Source organism: Aerococcus sp. NPDC058936 (assembly GCF_042741995.1).
GTDB lineage: Bacteria > Bacillota > Bacilli > Lactobacillales > Aerococcaceae > Aerococcus.
Map to the genome: position 1 here is coordinate 171,188 of NZ_JBHYKZ010000002.1, position 16,734 is coordinate 187,921.

At 40.3% G+C, this 16,734-nt stretch carries 14 protein-coding genes and 4 tRNA genes; 3 read left to right on the plus strand and 15 right to left on the minus strand.

Annotated elements, in window-relative coordinates; genetic code table 11:
* Window positions 1–127 precede the first annotated feature (127 nt).
* The 12 genes from ACFW0C_RS02190 to ACFW0C_RS02245 all read right to left on the minus strand — a co-directional run bounded on the left by ACFW0C_RS02190 (window position 128) and on the right by ACFW0C_RS02245 (window position 9,878).
* Window positions 128–406, minus strand: a complete 279-nt coding sequence (locus ACFW0C_RS02190; protein ID WP_378104973.1) for an arginyl-tRNA synthetase — start codon at window positions 404–406, stop codon at window positions 128–130.
* A gap of 215 nt (window positions 407–621) precedes the next feature.
* Window positions 622–3,159 carry an ATP-dependent Clp protease ATP-binding subunit gene (locus tag ACFW0C_RS02195; protein WP_378104975.1) on the minus strand — a complete coding sequence of 846 codons (2,538 nt, stop codon included), beginning with the start codon at window positions 3,157–3,159 and terminating at the stop codon, window positions 622–624.
* Between the two features lie 17 nt (window positions 3,160–3,176).
* On the minus strand, window positions 3,177–3,635 hold the full coding sequence (locus ACFW0C_RS02200; RefSeq protein WP_338191147.1) for a CtsR family transcriptional regulator: 459 nt from the start codon (window positions 3,633–3,635) through the stop codon (window positions 3,177–3,179).
* A 403-nt stretch (window positions 3,636–4,038) separates the two neighbouring features.
* The gene (locus ACFW0C_RS02205; RefSeq protein ID WP_378104977.1) at window positions 4,039–5,046 is read right to left on the minus strand and encodes an isocitrate/isopropylmalate dehydrogenase family protein; all 1,008 of its coding nucleotides are present in this window, start codon (window positions 5,044–5,046) and stop codon (window positions 4,039–4,041) included.
* Between the two features lie 51 nt (window positions 5,047–5,097).
* Window positions 5,098–6,414: a CitMHS family transporter gene (locus tag ACFW0C_RS02210; RefSeq protein ID WP_378104979.1), complete on the minus strand. Its 1,317-nt coding sequence runs from the start codon at window positions 6,412–6,414 to the stop codon at window positions 5,098–5,100.
* Between the two features lie 315 nt (window positions 6,415–6,729).
* A complete protein-coding gene (locus ACFW0C_RS02215; protein ID WP_338191144.1) occupies window positions 6,730–7,422 on the minus strand; it encodes an HAD family hydrolase in 693 nt (230 codons plus the stop codon).
* Between the two features lie 135 nt (window positions 7,423–7,557).
* Entirely contained in the window at window positions 7,558–8,619 is a 1,062-nt protein-coding gene (locus tag ACFW0C_RS02220; protein WP_378104981.1) for a glycosyltransferase, read from the minus strand.
* A gap of 6 nt (window positions 8,620–8,625) precedes the next feature.
* Complete coding sequence (locus ACFW0C_RS02225; protein WP_378104983.1) at window positions 8,626–9,228, minus strand: TVP38/TMEM64 family protein; 603 nt, start codon at window positions 9,226–9,228, stop codon at window positions 8,626–8,628.
* Between the two features lie 275 nt (window positions 9,229–9,503).
* Window positions 9,504–9,577 (minus strand) — tRNA-Pro (locus tag ACFW0C_RS02230).
* Window positions 9,578–9,595: 18 nt separating this feature from the next.
* A tRNA-Arg gene (locus ACFW0C_RS02235) sits at window positions 9,596–9,669 on the minus strand.
* A 12-nt stretch (window positions 9,670–9,681) separates the two neighbouring features.
* Window positions 9,682–9,766 (minus strand) — tRNA-Leu (locus ACFW0C_RS02240).
* Window positions 9,767–9,806: 40 nt separating this feature from the next.
* Window positions 9,807–9,878 (minus strand) — tRNA-Gly (locus tag ACFW0C_RS02245).
* Between the two features lie 791 nt (window positions 9,879–10,669).
* Between ACFW0C_RS02245 and ACFW0C_RS02250 the strand changes: the two genes are divergently transcribed.
* From ACFW0C_RS02250 to ACFW0C_RS02260, 3 genes are read left to right on the plus strand one after another with little or no spacing between them, the layout of a single operon-like run.
* Entirely contained in the window at window positions 10,670–11,425 is a 756-nt protein-coding gene (locus ACFW0C_RS02250) for an ABC transporter ATP-binding protein (protein ID WP_378104985.1), read from the plus strand.
* Complete coding sequence (locus ACFW0C_RS02255; RefSeq protein ID WP_378104988.1) at window positions 11,425–12,165, plus strand: multidrug ABC transporter permease; 741 nt, start codon at window positions 11,425–11,427, stop codon at window positions 12,163–12,165. The genes ACFW0C_RS02250 and ACFW0C_RS02255 overlap by 1 nt, the downstream gene beginning before the upstream one ends.
* 1 nt (window position 12,166) lies before the next feature.
* Complete coding sequence (locus ACFW0C_RS02260; RefSeq protein ID WP_378104990.1) at window positions 12,167–12,865, plus strand: hypothetical protein; 699 nt, start codon at window positions 12,167–12,169, stop codon at window positions 12,863–12,865.
* Between the two features lie 70 nt (window positions 12,866–12,935).
* On the opposite strand, the gene ACFW0C_RS02265 is transcribed toward ACFW0C_RS02260, so the two are convergent.
* From ACFW0C_RS02265 to ACFW0C_RS02275, 3 genes are all read right to left on the minus strand, one after another.
* Window positions 12,936–13,856 carry an ROK family protein gene (locus tag ACFW0C_RS02265; protein WP_378104993.1) on the minus strand — a complete coding sequence of 307 codons (921 nt, stop codon included), beginning with the start codon at window positions 13,854–13,856 and terminating at the stop codon, window positions 12,936–12,938.
* 105 nt (window positions 13,857–13,961) lie between these two features.
* The gene (locus ACFW0C_RS02270) at window positions 13,962–14,276 is read right to left on the minus strand and encodes a PTS cellobiose transporter subunit IIB (protein ID WP_378104995.1); all 315 of its coding nucleotides are present in this window, start codon (window positions 14,274–14,276) and stop codon (window positions 13,962–13,964) included.
* Between the two features lie 167 nt (window positions 14,277–14,443).
* On the minus strand, window positions 14,444–16,711 hold the full coding sequence (locus ACFW0C_RS02275) for a glycogen/starch/alpha-glucan phosphorylase (protein ID WP_378104996.1): 2,268 nt from the start codon (window positions 16,709–16,711) through the stop codon (window positions 14,444–14,446).
* Window positions 16,712–16,734 lie beyond the last annotated feature (23 nt).

Sequence of the window (16,734 nt, forward strand, 5' to 3'; positions counted from 1 at the left end):
CACCCTTCTTTTTGAAATCTCATATTCATAAGTGTACCAGTTTCAAGGGCTAATGTCATTCTGGATAAAATAAAAAAATACCACCAACCACTATTAAGCATAGCAATTGGAGGCATTTATTTTCGATTTATTTTGTAAATGATTTTGCTTGGCCTACAGCATAGTCATAAGCATCTGCTGCTGAATCTTTTACACGATCACCGAATGAGCGGTTTGGTAAAAATGATACATCATCAGCATGACGAGCTAGGTCACGACGTGTGTGGCGTAATTGACGGCTAGCATCATCGATGAAATCACTGACTGCTGAGTTTTTATCTTCTTGGTATAACGCGACAGCGGCAATACCTGCAATTGCAGCAATTGCACCTAAAGCAATTAAACCTTTTTTAGTTGATTGTTCCATGATATCACTCCCCATAATTATTATATACATTATAGCATATCTATGATACCAGCGAAAATAATATGGTTACTAGTCAAGGCAGTCATTAAGGCTAAATATCATACCTTTGTGGTGGCCGCCTCTCATTCACCACCATTAAAAGACATGCCAAAAGTAAATAAAAAAGCGGACTGTATTAACATAACAGTCCGCTTCAAACGACTTATTGTGAAAGCTTATTGACCTGCACTAATCAAGTCTTTGACGTCGTTGCTTTCTTCTTGGCCATCTGGGTGTTTTACACGGATGTATAATTCTCCTTGGCGGGCACCGACTGTGACAACGTCGCCTTCGCTGATTTTATCAGCGATCAACATTTCAGCGATTGGATCTTCAACTTTTTGTTGGATTACACGGCGTAATGGACGTGCACCGTACTCTTTATCAAAGCCTTTACTTGCAATTTCTTTATTAGCGCCTTGTGTCACACGGAGTTTCACACCTTGCTCTGCTAATAATTTGGTTAAGGCTGTAGTAAATTTCTGTACGATTTCAACGATTTGCGCTTCCGCTAATGTATGGAAGACAATGATTTCATCCACACGGTTTAAAAATTCTGGTCTGAAGGCAGACTTCAATTCTTTACGGATACGACTATCCATTTCTTCATGACTATCTGTGGCTTGTTTGGCACCGAATCCGACGTTTTTATCGTCACGGATGGCAGTTGCCCCCAAGTTAGACGTCATGATCATGACTGTGTTACGGAAGTCTACTTTACGGCCTTTAGAGTCTGTAATATAACCATCATCTAAGACTTGTAGTAGCATATTGAAGACATCCGGGTGGGCTTTTTCAATCTCATCGAATAAGACCACTGAATATGGGTGTTGACGAACTTGTTCAGTCAACTGACCACCTTCATCATAGCCGACGTAACCTGGTGCTGAACCAATCATTCGACTTGTTGAGTATTTTTCCATGTATTCAGACATGTCTAAACGGATGATATTGGTATCTGAACCAAACATTTCACCTGCTAGGGCTTTGGCTAATTCAGTTTTACCAACACCTGTTGGGCCAAGGAACATGAATGAACCGATTGGACGGTTTGGATCCTTAATCCCTGAACGGGCACGACGTATGGCACGAGCCACGCTCTTAACAGCTTCATCTTGCCCTTTGACACGTTTATGTAAGTGGTCTTCTAGTTTGATTAACTGTTGGTTTTCACTTTGGGTTAATTGTTGCATTGGCACACCTGTCCACATTGCAACGATATCCGCTACATTTTGGCTGTCGATTTCAAGATCGAACGGCCCATCTGAAACAACTTGTGGGTTGTTTTGTAAGTTAAACAATTCTTGACTTAAGCGTTGCTGTTGTTGGTGGACGCCAGCAGCTTTTTCGAATTCTTGGGTATTCACATAGTGTTTCTTCAAGTCTTCTAAGTCCGTTAATTGCTTGCGGATACCAACAATTGTTTGTTGGGCTTCGTCTTTATCGCCGTTGTCTAAACGAGCTGTGGCTGCAGCTTCATCCATAATATCAATGGCTTTATCTGGTAAGAAACGGTCTGCGATATAACGATTTCCTAATCGTACTGCGGCTTCAATCGCCTCATCTTTAATCGTTACCCGGTGGAATTTTTCGTAATCTTTCCGGATTCCTTTTAGAATTTCGATAGCATCTGCTTCGCTTGGTTCGTCAACTAGGACTTTGGCGAAACGACGTTCTAAAGCGGCATCTTTTTCAATGTATTTTTGGTATTCATTTAAGGTCGTTGCCCCAATTACTTGTAAGTGGCCACGTGCTAAGGCTGGTTTCATTAAGTTAGAAGCATCAATAGCGCCTTCTGCTGCACCGGCACCGATTAAGCTATGTAATTCGTCAATAAATAAGATGACATTCCCGGCTTTTTCAGTTTCCTCTAGTAGGTTTTTCACCCGGTCTTCGAATTCCCCACGGTATTTAGTACCTGCAACAAGGGACCCGACATCAAGAGATACGACACGTTTGTTGGCTAAGGTTGATACAACATCGTTGTTTGCAACTGCGATGGCAACTGCTTCAGCGATGGCTGTTTTACCAACACCTGGCTCACCTACTAAAACTGGATTATTTTTAGTTCGGCGGCTAAGGACTTGCATGATTCGCCGCAATTCTTTCTTACGACCGACCACTGGATCTAACTGCCCGTTACGTGCTTGTTCCGTTAGGTCTCTGGTTAAAGAGTCTAAGGTTGGCGTCGTACTTTGTGGGCGTTTGCTACCGTGGTTTGATGGTTTGTTGTTGTTCTCGTTGCTTCGGTTGCGTACTGGTGGACGTTGGCCAATTGAACGGTAGATGTCTTTACGTAATTTCTCGATATCCACGTCCAGGTTTTTCAGAATACGAACAGCTAGTACTTGGTCAGCGATTAAAGATAGCAAAATGTGCTCTGTGCCGACTAAAGTAACTTGTTGGCGTTGCGCTTCTTCACCTGCAATATATAAGACTTTTCTTGAACGTGGTGAATACACCACGCGATTCAAGTCTAAGGTGCCGTCTTGGACTTCATCCTTACCATATCCGATGACAAATTCAACTTCTTCTTTCACAGCCTCGTAACTTGGCAAGTGGTCAACTAACACGCTATGCGCAACACCCTCGGGCTCACGGTAAAGTCCTAGTAGCAAATGTTCTGTTCCAATGGCTTTATGACGAAATTGCTTGGCTTCTTCAGCAGCGTACAATAAGGCCTGTTTTGCTTTCTCTGTATAAATTTCGTTCATAAGGTCCTCCTATCTGGTTACCTATATTTCAGCTTCACAAGCATCGATCTTAAAATTAAGGACCGGACTTCATCAGCGTTAACAATTTTTCCTAGGGCATCCTTGTCGACCGCTGAGTGCATGATTTGCGCTTCATTTTCGGTAACAATCTCGTTGACTAATAAATTTTGAATGATGGCAGTTGCATCACGTAAGCTCATTTTTTGATGGACAAGGTCGACCATAGCATCGATTAATTCAGCCTCTTCGACAATTTCCAGTTTCATAATGCGGATATATCCGCCCCCACCACGTTTACTTTCTACAATATAACCCTTTTGCGGGGTAAACCGCGTGTTAATCACGTAATTAATTTGTGATGGGACACATTGAAATTGGTCTGCTATTTCGCTACGACTAATCTCAACATGCTCTTCTTGTTGTAAGATTTGCTTTAAATAAGATTCAATAATATCAGACATATTTCTATTTTTCACATTCATCACCTCAAGCCTGATTCTTATTTTGACTAATTTTGACTATTCAACCATATCATACGATAACCGACCTTAACTAGTCAATTCAAAAGCTCGGTAATTGGAGGAGTGACAAAAGCCGTTAAGACTCGATGCACTGGACCAAAAGCCGAACAAACACTGCAAGTGTTTAGCATATTTAGGGAAGTGTCGGAAGAGTTTGACTTTTAGAACCCAATTTGAAGACTTATCTTAACGAGCCTTATCTGTTGTAATAGAAAAATTTGAAATACCGCACCTTTATATAGCAAAAAGGCAACGCAAAGGAATGTTGGTCAAATCCTTTACGCTACCCTCAAATTGAAGTGCGTTTGCCTCATTTTTTTCAATTCAAAATCATTAGACGATTTTAAGATACGCCATCTTATGCTAAAGCTGAGACCAGCTTGTCAGTGAAGGCTGCTGTTGTTAAATCGCCACCTAAGTCTCGGGTAAAGTTACTTGCGTCGGACAAGACCAAATTCAAAGCTTTGCGCAAACGAGTGGCATCTGCTTGTAAACTGATGTGGTCTAGTAGGTCCGCAAAGGCCAATAAGATGGCTGTCGGGTTGGCAATACCTTGACCAGCAATATCTGGTGCTGATCCATGAACGGCCTCAAATATCGCCACGTCGTCGCCCAGATTGGCACCTGGAACTAACCCCAAACCACCAATCAAACCGGCCATCAAATCAGATAAAATATCGCCGTATAAGTTTTCGGTGACGACCACATCGTACTGTTGGGGACGCATCACCAATTGCATGGCCATGTTGTCGACTAAAACCTCCGTTGCTTCAATTTGCGGATATTTAGCGGCAATTTCGCGAGCAACTTTTAGGAATAATCCGTCTGATAGTTTCATAATATTGGCTTTAGTGACGATAGCGACCTTTTTCCGGTCATTAGCCACAGCATACTCAAAGGCTGCTGTGACAATCCGTTCTGTCGCCTGTCTGGTAATGATTTTGATGGAATGGGCTTCGTCAGGTGAAATTTGCTCTTCTACGCCCGCGTATAAATCTTCTGTATTCTCCCGGAATAAAACGATATCCACGTCCCGGTGAAGTGCAGGAATTTGGCCTAGCACACGGATTGGGCGGATGTTTGTATGTAATTGATAATGTTTTCTAAGTGATACGTTGACCGATCTAAAACCCTCACCAATTGGTGTTGCAACAGGCCCTTTTAAGGCAACCTTGTGGGTATCAATGGCGTCGTAAACAGCTTTGGGGATCAATTCACCCGTTTCATCAATGGCGTCTTGTCCAGCGACCACTTCGTCCCAGATAATTGGACTGCCTAGGGCTTTCGCCACTTGTTTGACAACTTGTGTAATTTCTTTTCCAATTCCGTCCCCAGGAATTAAGGCGATTGTATGTGTATTCGTCATGAAACCACTCCTTTTAAAGTCGATAATATAATAGCTTTATTTGATTCATCATTATTGGAAAATGGGCACCAAACCAAAGATGGCAGCAGTAATCACGTAGACAATGAAAATGCCAAGTGACACGACCAAGCCTTTTTTCTGCCAGTCGCCCCATTCCACGCCAGTTAAACCAAGCAGTACGTACGAGAAAGGTACTAGCGGGCTGAACAGATGGAAAGATTGACCGATTAACGATGCAAAAGTCAGTTGCAATGGGGTAAATCCGTAAGCATAGCCGGCTTCTGACAAGATAGGCATCATGCCGTAGTAGAAGGCGTCGTTATGTAGGAAATAAGTACCTGGCGCTGAAATAATGGCTACGATTAGACCGTAGAAACCACTTAATGACTCAGGAATGATCGTGATTAGTGATGTGGCAATGGCATCTGACATACCGGTCGCGTTTAAAATCCCCATGAAAATACCGGCACCAAATACGGTCATCACCACCTGGTTGGCTTCAGATGCGTTACTGTCAATTCGCGCTTTTTGATCTTTAGGATTTGGATAGTTGACTAGTAAGGTGATCACAGTCCCTAACATAAAGATAATCGCTGAAGGCACAGACCCTTCAACCAATAAGCCAATAGCTACAAGGACGATAATTAAGTTAATCCAGACATTTTTAGGTCGACGTAATTCAAGGGTTTCTGGGTCGTCGATAACCATCATCGCCTGCATTTCTTGTTCAGACAGGTTTACTACACCAAGGGTCTTCCGTTCTTGTAAACCAAAAATCCAAGCGATGATAAACATATAAATCAAACCAGCTACCATCATCGGCACTAGTCCGCGCATAACATCATTGGTTTCAACCCCCATAACTGCGATAGCACGGGCAGTTGGCCCACCCCAAGGCAGTAAGTTAACGATTGAGTGTGACGTCATGGTTAAAACAGCTAGGTTCAACAAGGACATATTCAGTTTCTTGTAAATCGGCACCATAGCGGTACAGACAATGATCATAGTCGCTGTCCCATCACCGTTTAAGGAAACAGCAGCCGTTAAGGCGACAGTAGCCAAGGCCACTTTTAAGGGGTCTCCTTTGGCAAAACGAATCATCGCGTTAGACAAGGGATCGAATAGCCCTGCATCAATCATGATGGTGAACATGTAAATAGCGAAGAATAGCATAATTCCGGTAGATGACGTGGTCCCCAAGCCATCCATTGCCGCTTGGCCGATATCAATCTGCCACAAACCGAACATTTGCCCAATCAGCGCCCATAGCAATGGCAAGAACACTAAACCAATGAAGGGTGACATCTTCTTACGCATAATCACAAACATGAAAATAACAATCAGGGCATACCCCATAAATGAAATCATTAAAAAACACCTCTTATTTTCTCATTATTTTATATGTGTTTTATCATGTTCTAAATACAATCAATTGTCAATGAAATTTCCGCAAAAAGGCTGAACGTGTTAAATTATATAACATTTTATGGAACCTATGTTTTATTTAATGCCAAATAAAAAAAGCCAACAAAATATAGGCTTTTGCTGACTTTCTCAAAAATTGAATGGATTACATCAATTTTTATTTTTATGGTAAATTAAAAACACTTTGTTTCATTCGGTAAATTTTCTTCCGAAATCAGTCATTCATATCAAGATAGCTGACACGACAGATCGGGTTTTTTATAAATTCCCTAACAAAGTCCGCATTTCAAGGAAGTCGTCTGTTGTGCAGGTGGCTACTGTGTTTGGAACTTCTGTTGTACTGTAGTGGATAGCTTGCCATCCAGCTTGAATGGCCCCTTCTATGTCGTTTTGGTAGTCGTCACCGACGAACAAGATTTCTTTTGGTGTCAGGTTTAAGTCAGCAGTAATCGCATCAAATATCTTACGGTGTGGTTTTGATCCACCCATACTTTCAGAAATGTACCACTTATCCTTATCAATAAATTGATCGACACCTAGATTGGTCAATTTATCTATTTGCGCTTCCGTTGACCCATTAGTTAAAACGAATAGCGTCATCCCTTTAGATAAGGCCGCTTCCATCAAGGCTACTAAGTCTTCGCTTAATCTTAATTGTTCTTGATATTGATTTTTCAGTTGGTTGAATTTTTTCGCAGTTGCTTGGTCAATTTCATGACCAAAATGTGCATATGTCTCAATGACCCGGTCATTTTTGAAGGCAGCTTCTGTCTTTTTGCCAGCCATAAAGGCTTGATATTCTTGCTCGGAGAATTCAGCGTAGACTTGATTGAAGGTCTCAAAATCAACGTCTAGATGGTGGTCTGTCGCCTGCATATCTCGGTAGGTTTCCTCATAGATGGTTAATCGGTTGTACAAGGTATCGTCTAAATCAAATCCAATTGCTTTCATATCTATCCCCTTTTCAATCATTTTCATATGATAACAAATAGCGGCCTTAAACGCACATATTACGAAAAAAGACGACCCTATTCTGCAGTTAGACAGGACCGTCAATTTGTCTACATTTTTTAGTAGATTTTGTTCTCATGTTTTAAAAGTTGAAAAAAGGATTTTGCTGAGTTTATTATCGCTTTGCTTTTCTAGTTGACAGGCACGGGCATATTGGTACTCATAAATGTACTGTTGGCCAATACTTTGAATACTTTTCAAGCTGGCTTGTTGGTAACCATTCTCACTCAAACTGACTAAATCGCCGTCTAAAAGACCTTGTAATTGCACCTTAAAATCTTCAAGTGAGTTCGCTTTATAAACATCACGGTCGGCTTTTAAATAATCAAAGACCGGTAAGTCAGATACAATCGTGTTCACCTTGCTAGCTAATGCTTCAAGTAAGACGATCCCTTCTGTTTCCTCGTGGGTCATGAATAGATAGACATCCGCCATTTGATAGGCCACGCGGACTTGGTCACGTGGGATATAGCCGGCAAAAATCAAATTCGGCAACTTGGTGGCGATGGCTTTTTTGACATCTTTAGGCAAGGCGTGAGGATTGGAATAACCAAACCAAATAAAGGTAACATCTGGCATTTGCTTGGCCAATTCGACAAATTCAATAATCCCCTTACGTTCGATTTGGAGACCGACTGAAATAGCTACCTTTTGGTCTGGGCGCAAGTTAAACCGGTCCCGCATGTTGGCTACTTCTTCTGGGCTGGCTTGCCAATACGCTAGGTCAATCCCGTTTGAAATGACATGGATAGGTTTATCGATGTCGTATTTTTCAAGCAAGTTTTTAGCATACTGACTTGGCGTTAGGATCAGGTCTGCAGAGTTGTAGCAGGTGTTGAGCCAGTATTTAAAACCGAGTGACGCTTGGTTAGAAAAGGTGTAGGAATTCTTGAAATCCTCCATAGTTGAGTGAGCATGATAGATGACAGGTTTACCAGCGGCTTTTGCCTTTTTGGCAACAACAAGGGAATGCGGAAAGACGGTATTGATGTGAACCATGTCGAAGTCATCCTTGTAGTTGGTTGTATAGGCAATGCCCGCGGATTCAAGGGCCATTTCCTGGTGCAACTGGGCGCGTCCTACCCCACTTTGTTGAATTGATTTCTTCATATCACTATGCAATAAAATTTTCATCATAGACTCCTATATCCACTTACTCACTAGTTCAACTAAAAAAATGGTTGAATAGGAGTAAATCAAAATGGTAACGGGTTTCCCTACTGCTAAGACTTGAACGAAACGTGACAGAGACAAATTGGTTAAACCAGCCACATAGCAAATCACATCAGCCGGCATAAAGGGCAAGATCAAACCTAAAATCAAGACCCGTTTAAAGCCCGACCGGTCATCTAGCCAACTTAAGGCCTTATTATAGTATTTGTCCCCCACTAGCATATGGACCAAGCTCCGGCCATATTTTCGAGCCAAATAGAAGTTGAATATAGACCCTAGGAAAATGGGCATCAAATTCCAAACAAAGCCCCAAACATTACCAAACATGTATACGCCAAGCGGGATGGTAATTGATCCTGGTATGACGGGCACAACCGTTTGTATAAATTGAATCACTACGAACATCAGCGGTGCGGCAATCCCAAAGTGGCCCATAAATCTTAAAAAGGCCACCTTATCTGTCAACAAACCATTCCGCCATGCCCAAACAATAAAGATTACAGTCGCAACCGTACCCACAATATTCAGTAAATGAATCAATCGCTGTACGAATTGTTTACGATGCATATCCATAGTCAACCTCCCCTCAATAGTCTACGCTATTGTCTGAAATTCTAATCACCTTTAGTATAACGTATTTCTTCAATTTTTATTGTAAACTTTTTATAAGGTAGACTCATAGGTCAAAAGTACCATTACAGACACAGAAAATGAAAAAGGCGCAAGCACCCAGGCCAAGATAGGAAGGTGAACCCCTCTTTTCTACAAACGCCAAGTCTCGCACCTTTTTAAAAGTACATGAAATTTAAAGATAAAAAAAAGATAGCCCTCTTGAGCTACCCCATTAGTCGGGAAAACAGGATTCGAACCTGCGACCCCTTGGTCCCAAACCAAGTGCTCTACCAAGCTGAGCTATTTCCCGCTATTAAAAAAATAAACATGCACCCAGCAGGATTCGAACCTGCAACCGCTTGATTCGTAGTCAAGTACTCTATCCAGTTGAGCCATGGGTGCATAAATATAAAATGCCGAGGACCGGGGTCGAACCGGTACGAGGTTAACCCTCGCAGGATTTTAAGTCCTGTGCGTCTGCCTATTCCGCCACCCCGGCATATTATAAAAAGTATTTAAATGTTTTGTCTTTTAGACAAAGCGGAAAACGGGGTTCGAACCCGCGACCCCCACCTTGGCAAGGTGGTGCTCTACCACTGAGCTATTTCCGCGTTTTTTTGTGTCATCAACTGACGACTAGATAAGAATATCATCTGATAGCAAAGATGTCAATAATATTTCTGAAAAAAGTTTAAAAAACATGAAAAATATTTTTTACTATCCGAAAATAATCAAAAAAGGTGAACGACTAGATGATTGCACTTCGCCTTTTTCAAGTTATCGCCTTGGAAATAAATTATGCCACGATCATTTCGTATTTACATGCTATTAAATCTACTCTAGTGTGCAGGTCATCTATCCCCTAACCCCTGTCGCACTTCCTCGCAATTGAGACGGTGTGTACGGGATATGGTCTTCTTCGAAAAAGATTTGATTTAGTGATAGGGAAATCCCCTGAAACCACTACCTTGGATAGTCAATTTTTCTTAAATTTTGTCCTATTGGTGTTATTATTATCTTCTACACCTCATTAAACCCCCTTTAAATCAGCATTTTTGTAAGACTTCATATTTTCTTCAAGATTTTATCTCAAATCTTCACGAGAAATTCAAAGGTCCACGCTATTATATAAGCATACCCAATATATAAACTTTTCTTCATAAATCTTTCTCCTCCCAAACGAAAGATTATAAAGTAAACCACCTACCGACTCCCAACGGTAGGTGGTTTTTTATTCATTTTTTGTGTTAAAATTTAGCCAATATAAGTTGATCTGATCAATAAGCAACCTAATGCGATTCATCCTGGCCATAGACCAGAATGATTTGTGGTCTTTTTTCAAAATTGCGTGACCAATGAATGCCTCATCTCCTTCGACCAGATCATCATTTCAACAAAGAAAGTGAATGGATATATGAATACTTTAACTGTTAAAAATCTATCAAAATCTTACGGTAAAAAAACGCCTTTTCAAGCAGTCAAAGATGTTTCTTTTGATATTGCCCCGGGTGAAATTGTTTCACTTATTGGACCAAATGGTGCTGGAAAAACAACCATCGTTTCAATGATCGGCGGTTATATCGAAAAAACTGCCGGGAAAATTTGGGTAAATGGTAAACAAGACCACTATAAGAATGATATTGGCGTTTCTTTCGGAGGTGATTTAGGTTTCTACGGAAATGTTTCAGCCTATGATAATTTAAACTTCTATGCTGACCTTGCAAATGTACCATTTCGAGAACGTAAACAAGAGGTCCATAGAGTTTTAGATATCGTTTCGCTGACTGATGTAAAAAATAAACAAGTAAAATTTTTCTCTAAAGGCATGAATCAACGATTACATATCGCTAAATCGCTATTAAACAAACCCTCCCTACTCTTACTAGATGAACCTACTAACGGATTAGATGTGGAAATCGCTAAAGAAATAAGAGATACAATCAAAAAATTAACTGTAGAGGAAAATGTGAGCATCTTGCTGACAAGTCACATTATGGGGGAGATTGAAACCCTATCTAATCGCATTATACTTATTGGTGGCGGTAGCCTAAAATTTGAGGGTGCAGTAGCAGATATTATTCACTATTCTGGCTTACCTAAAGGATCCACCTTAGAAGAAGCCTACTTATCTGTTGCACCAAGTTTAAGGAGGTCATAATGTTTCGATTTTTACGTTTATTTTTATTCCATATGAAAGTTTATATTAGAAATCAATACTTTTTATGGCTACCCATCATTTCAACAACGACCATCTTTCTCTTACAATATCTAACAGCACATGGCTATGACCGGTTGGATGATCCTTATTTATGGATACGGAGTGCAATATTTGGCTTATGGGCTTCTGCTACAACAGCAACAGGTTCAATCGGCTTCCAGAGACATCAGGGTACCTTGACTTATTTAATCAATACGGGCGTTAACGATTTTATGTCACTAACCGCACTCATTTTACCGGCCTCGACTTTCGGATTGATCTCCTTCCCACTTTCTTATGGTTTAGCACGCATTTTCCAAGTTCAAGTGACTGACTTAACTTTTGAATTTATCCTTTTAGTGTTAATGCTATGGCTGAGTGTAGCAGTAATGGATATGTTGATTGCTGCTTTCTTTGTGTTAACACCTAATGCAATTGTCTACGAAGAGCTTATACATATACCCCTTCTTTTATGCAGTGGTTTAATTGGACAAGGAACATTTTTTGATCACCTCTCCATGTATACTCAGTGGGGGCTCCCGCTAGTTTATCCCATTCGAAAATTACTTTCCAACAACGACGCCAGTTATAACTCGTGGAGCTATCTGTTGTCCTTAATGATCTGGCTAGCCCTTGCAATTAGCCTAGGGAGCATTCTTTTACGTTGGGCGAAACAAGACGGTCAAGGGAGGTTAGTATAAATTGCGTATTCAATTTTCATCATTAATCTACCTTCGTGATATCAAAACTTTTATCACTTACTTCTTTATCTCACCCATTATTCAGATGATATTGTTTGTACTCATTAACCAGCAATATTCCAGCACCATTGACTATAACATCGCCTTAAGTTCAGTTTTTATTTCTGCCAACGCGAGTGCAATCAATACGATTAATCAGCTACTGGTAACAGATAAAGTATTAGGCATCCATACTGAAATGATTGTTCATAAGCCTTATGCTATAAAATATTGGTTTGACAAAATAGCGACCGTTTACTTTAGCTCGCTGCTTTTATTTCTAATCAATATTTGCATTCTAGCGATATTCGGCGTAACGACCAATCAAATGTATAGCGCAATCGCATTGTTACCTTTGAGCATTCTCTATAGTTTAATGATTGGTATCATAGCTTTCTATCTGGCAATCAATATGAGTAATATTTATTTTTTCAATAATATTTTTATGAATATCTTACCTATCATTTCTGGATTAGCGATGCCAACTGCCACCTATCCAGTCATCTTTAAGAATTTTTCTATGCTATTTCCGTATGGCCAATTGCTAACCGCCATTCACACCAATCAAGTTGTACTTGTTCCGGTGTGGATACATCTTGTAATTGTCGGGCTAATTAGTACGCCACTTTATAGATATCGGGTTGTCGTTCAGAAAAAGTAATCCGATAGTGCAATACCTATCAATGTTCATATTTAACAAAAACCGCCCATTATAAAATAGGCGGTTTTTGTTAAATCTCTTTTTCTATCAATAATTGATATACGGCCCCAATCAAGTTGGCTTCACTACCATATTTACACAAACCAAGCTCAATCGGTTCAAAGGAATCATTAAACCATGGGACATCACGGCGTACTGCATCATATTTGTCTTGAATCCCTTTTAGCACTATTGGCTGGGCTGAAATACCTCCACCAAAAACGACCCTGTCTAGGTCTAGCGATATCTGTAGGGTATGGATGATATAAACGATATCTTGGCAATATTGTTCGAATAAGGCTGTAACTTCAGGATTGTCTCCCTCTTCTAAGGCTTGGAAAACTTCCTCACCGTCACCAGGTGCTAATCCTAATAACGCTCTTGATTTGTTGATAAAGATAACGGCAGATCCGCGTCTTCCCATTGCGTTTTCTGTGGTCATATCGTTAGAAGATGCATACATATAGGACAGTTCGCCCGCTTGGAAATGACTCCCTTGGTGCAATTGGCCATTTAAAACAATCCCGCCACCAACACCAGTCCCCAATAGTAAAACTAAGCCATTCTCCACCTCGGCTAAATGACCTTGCCACAATTCAGCTTGTGCCGCTGCCTTACCATCATTAATAGCCGCCGCTGGTAAGCCAAAATTTTCTTGAATAAAGTGTTTGAAATTTAAGCCATCGATAAAAGGGATTGCACCCCCAACATGGACAACTCCTGTTTCTGTAACCACCCGTCCAGGAGCTGAAAAGCCAACCCCTTTCAACTGGTCGCCCACTAGTGCCTGTGCTTGATTGACAATATCAATGATGGCTAATTTTAAATCTGGCAAGTTCTGGGGCGTTTTCCGCTTATCCTGGTTGGTAATTTGACCCACTTTGTCTACCAAACCAGATTTAATATTCGTACCGCCGATATCAATACCTAAATATAGTGCTTGTGCTGTCATTAACCCGCCTCCAAAAAATGTAAGTGCTTACGATATATTGCAACCATTTTACGCTAACATGCATCAAAAAACCAGAAAATACATTCTAATTCTGCTCATACACCTTTAAATATTTTCTTCTATCAGGTCTGCCAACATCTGCGTTTGCTTGGCTAGTGGGACGTAAGCTTGGGGTGGGATTTTTACAATGGATTTGCCCATCCGGTGGGCAAATTTGGCTAATTTGTCAAAATACATCCGGGTCTGTGGGCTGACTAGGTATAAATCAAATTGATCCTCTTCAATTGCCTTTTGCCCGGCATAAATAGATGTTGCGGCAACCTCGATGTCTGTACCTTGTGTTTGAAATAGTGCAGTTGCCTTCTTAGCGACTAGTGACGATGACATCCCATCTGCGCATACAATTAATGCTTTTTTCACTTATATACCCTCCTGTCCTACTTGTGTCAAAAGGGGTTCGCAAGAAAGTGAAACCCTTTTCATCATTATCCATTTCCTGTCCGAAAGATACAAGAAAAACCGAGCAGGATATTTTCCCCACTCGGTTCTTCTTGATTATGCAAATGTGTTCAATATTTAACGAACGATTACTGGTCTAAATGCCAAATATCTTTATTGTATTCTGCAATCGTACGGTCAGCTGAGAAGTACCCTGCATTCGCGATATTGATCAATGAACGACGGGTCCAGTCACGACGGTCTTCGTAATCGTAGTAAGCTTTTTCTTTCACATCAATGAATTCCTCTAAGTCGATCAAAGCCATAAAGTAGTCCTTGTTGGTCATGTCTTTATATAGACGGTGCAGACGTTCAGGAATACCGTAAGCCATCAATTCATCAGAGATAATGAAGTCTACTAATGGTTGAATACGTTCTTGTTTGTAGTAGTCTTGTGGGTCATAACCATCTGTCGCGTATAGGTTAACGATTTCCTCACTTGATTTACCAAATGGATAAACGTTTTCTTCACCTACTTTTTCAGCGATTTCAACGTTGGCACCATCCCAAGTCATGATAGTTAATGCGCCATTTAACATGAACTTCATGTTACCAGTACCAGAAGCTTCTTTAGAAGCTAGTGAAATTTGCTCAGAGATGTTGGCTGCTGGAATTAAGTATTCCGCTTCAGACACGTTGTAGTTGTCTACGAACACCACTTTCAAGTGTGGTGCCACATCTAAGTCATTTTCAATTAATTCTGATAATGACAAGATTAAATGAATAATATCTTTCGCAATCGTATAGGCTGGCGCTGCTTTACCACCGAAAATAATGGTAATTGGCGTTCCAGGAATGTTCCCTGCTTTAATTTCGTGGTATTTGTAGATGATGTATAAGGCCAGCATTTGTTGTCGTTTATATTCATGAATACGTTTAATTTGAACATCTACGATTGAATGACGGTCAATGTTAATACCACGAGTACGTTGTAAATGGTCTGCCAAGGCATTTTTATTTTCTCTCTTAATGTGATGTAACTCATCTAATACCTTATCATCATCTTCGAAGGCTAATAGGCCAGTTAAGTCAGCATCTTCACGCCATTTTGTCCCAATATGTTCATCAATAAAGTTTGTTAATGACGGATTAGATGCCATCAACCAACGGCGGAAGGTAATTCCGTTGGTTTTATTTGAGAATTTTTCAGGGTAAATTTCGTAAAAATGGTTTAACTCATTATTTTTCAATATTTCTGTATGTAAAGCGGCAACCCCGTTGATTGAGAATCCAAAGTGAATCGCAATCGATGCCATATGCACAATACTCAATTCATCAACGATGTGAACTGCTTTATTATCTGGGAATTGATCTTTAATGATTTCGTCTAGCTGTACAATGATTTCAGCAATATCTGGTACAACTTCATGAATATCAGATAATGGCCATTTTTCCAAGGCTTCTGAAAGAATCGTATGGTTAGTGAAAGCAACCACATTGCGTGTGATTTCTACTGCTTCTTCAAAATCAATGCCATGTTCCGTTGTTAATAATCGAACGAATTCTGGAATAACAAATGTCGGATGCGTATCGTTAATTTGCACAACAACATATTCTGCTAAGTCATGGATGTTAGACCCACGTTCGATCGCTTCTTGAATGGCTAATTGAGCACCATTTGAGACCATGAAATATTGTTGATAGATACGTAATAAGTTACCATTACGGTCAGAGTCATCTGGATATAAGAATAAGGTCAAGTTCTCTTCAATTTGAGTTTTGTCAAAATTAATAGAACCTTCTTCGATAATTTCTGGATTTACTGTATCTAAGTCAAATAAGCGTAATTTATTGACGTTTGGTTGGTTGTAACCAGGTACATCAATTTCATATAGCGTTGATTGTAAAGTGAATTGACCAAACGGCACCTTATAAGAAATATCAGATTTTTTTAGCCACGTTGGGTGGTCTAACCATTCATCGGGTTCGTAAGATTGTTTATTATCCTCAAAGTATTGGCGGAATAGCCCGAAGTGGTAATTTAATCCTACCCCGTCACCATTCAACCCTAAAGTGGCGATTGAGTCTAGGAAGCAAGCTGCTAGACGGCCCAAACCACCATTTCCTAGTGACGGCTCTGCTTCAGCTTCTTCAACTTCAGCAAGAGAAGTCCCATTTTCCGCTAATTCAGCAGCTACTTCATCGTATAAGCCTAAGTTTAATAGGTTGTTTGATAGTAATTTACCAATTAAAAATTCAGCAGAAATATAATAAAGTTTACGTTTACCTTGATTTTGTGGCATTGCAGCTGTTTTTTCTTGAACAAGGTCTAATAAAATTTTGTAGATTTCCGCGTGTGACAACTCGCTTAGTGGCTGATTAAATTGCGCTTGAGCACGTTCGTTTAAATTTAACATGATTGTCTCCTTATCTTTAACTG

What these genes read in the sequence shown, in the direction of transcription:
- ACFW0C_RS02210 (WP_378104979.1), bottom strand. Translation starts at nt 6,414, where the DNA reads ATGATTTCATTTATGGGGTATGCCCTGATTGTTATTTTCATGTTTGTG.
- ACFW0C_RS02190 (WP_378104973.1), bottom strand. Translation starts at nt 406, where the DNA reads ATGGAACAATCAACTAAAAAAGGTTTAATTGCTTTAGGTGCAATTGCT.
- ACFW0C_RS02205 (WP_378104977.1), bottom strand. Translation starts at nt 5,046, where the DNA reads ATGACGAATACACATACAATCGCCTTAATTCCTGGGGACGGAATTGGA.
- ACFW0C_RS02275 (WP_378104996.1), bottom strand. Translation starts at nt 16,711, where the DNA reads ATGTTAAATTTAAACGAACGTGCTCAAGCGCAATTTAATCAGCCACTA.
- ACFW0C_RS02220 (WP_378104981.1), bottom strand. Translation starts at nt 8,619, where the DNA reads ATGATGAAAATTTTATTGCATAGTGATATGAAGAAATCAATTCAACAA.
- ACFW0C_RS02265 (WP_378104993.1), bottom strand. Translation starts at nt 13,856, where the DNA reads ATGACAGCACAAGCACTATATTTAGGTATTGATATCGGCGGTACGAAT.
- ACFW0C_RS02225 (WP_378104983.1), bottom strand. Translation starts at nt 9,228, where the DNA reads ATGGATATGCATCGTAAACAATTCGTACAGCGATTGATTCATTTACTG.
- ACFW0C_RS02195 (WP_378104975.1), bottom strand. Translation starts at nt 3,159, where the DNA reads ATGAACGAAATTTATACAGAGAAAGCAAAACAGGCCTTATTGTACGCT.
- ACFW0C_RS02215 (WP_338191144.1), bottom strand. Translation starts at nt 7,422, where the DNA reads ATGAAAGCAATTGGATTTGATTTAGACGATACCTTGTACAACCGATTA.
- ACFW0C_RS02255 (WP_378104988.1), top strand. Translation starts at nt 11,425, where the DNA reads ATGTTTCGATTTTTACGTTTATTTTTATTCCATATGAAAGTTTATATT.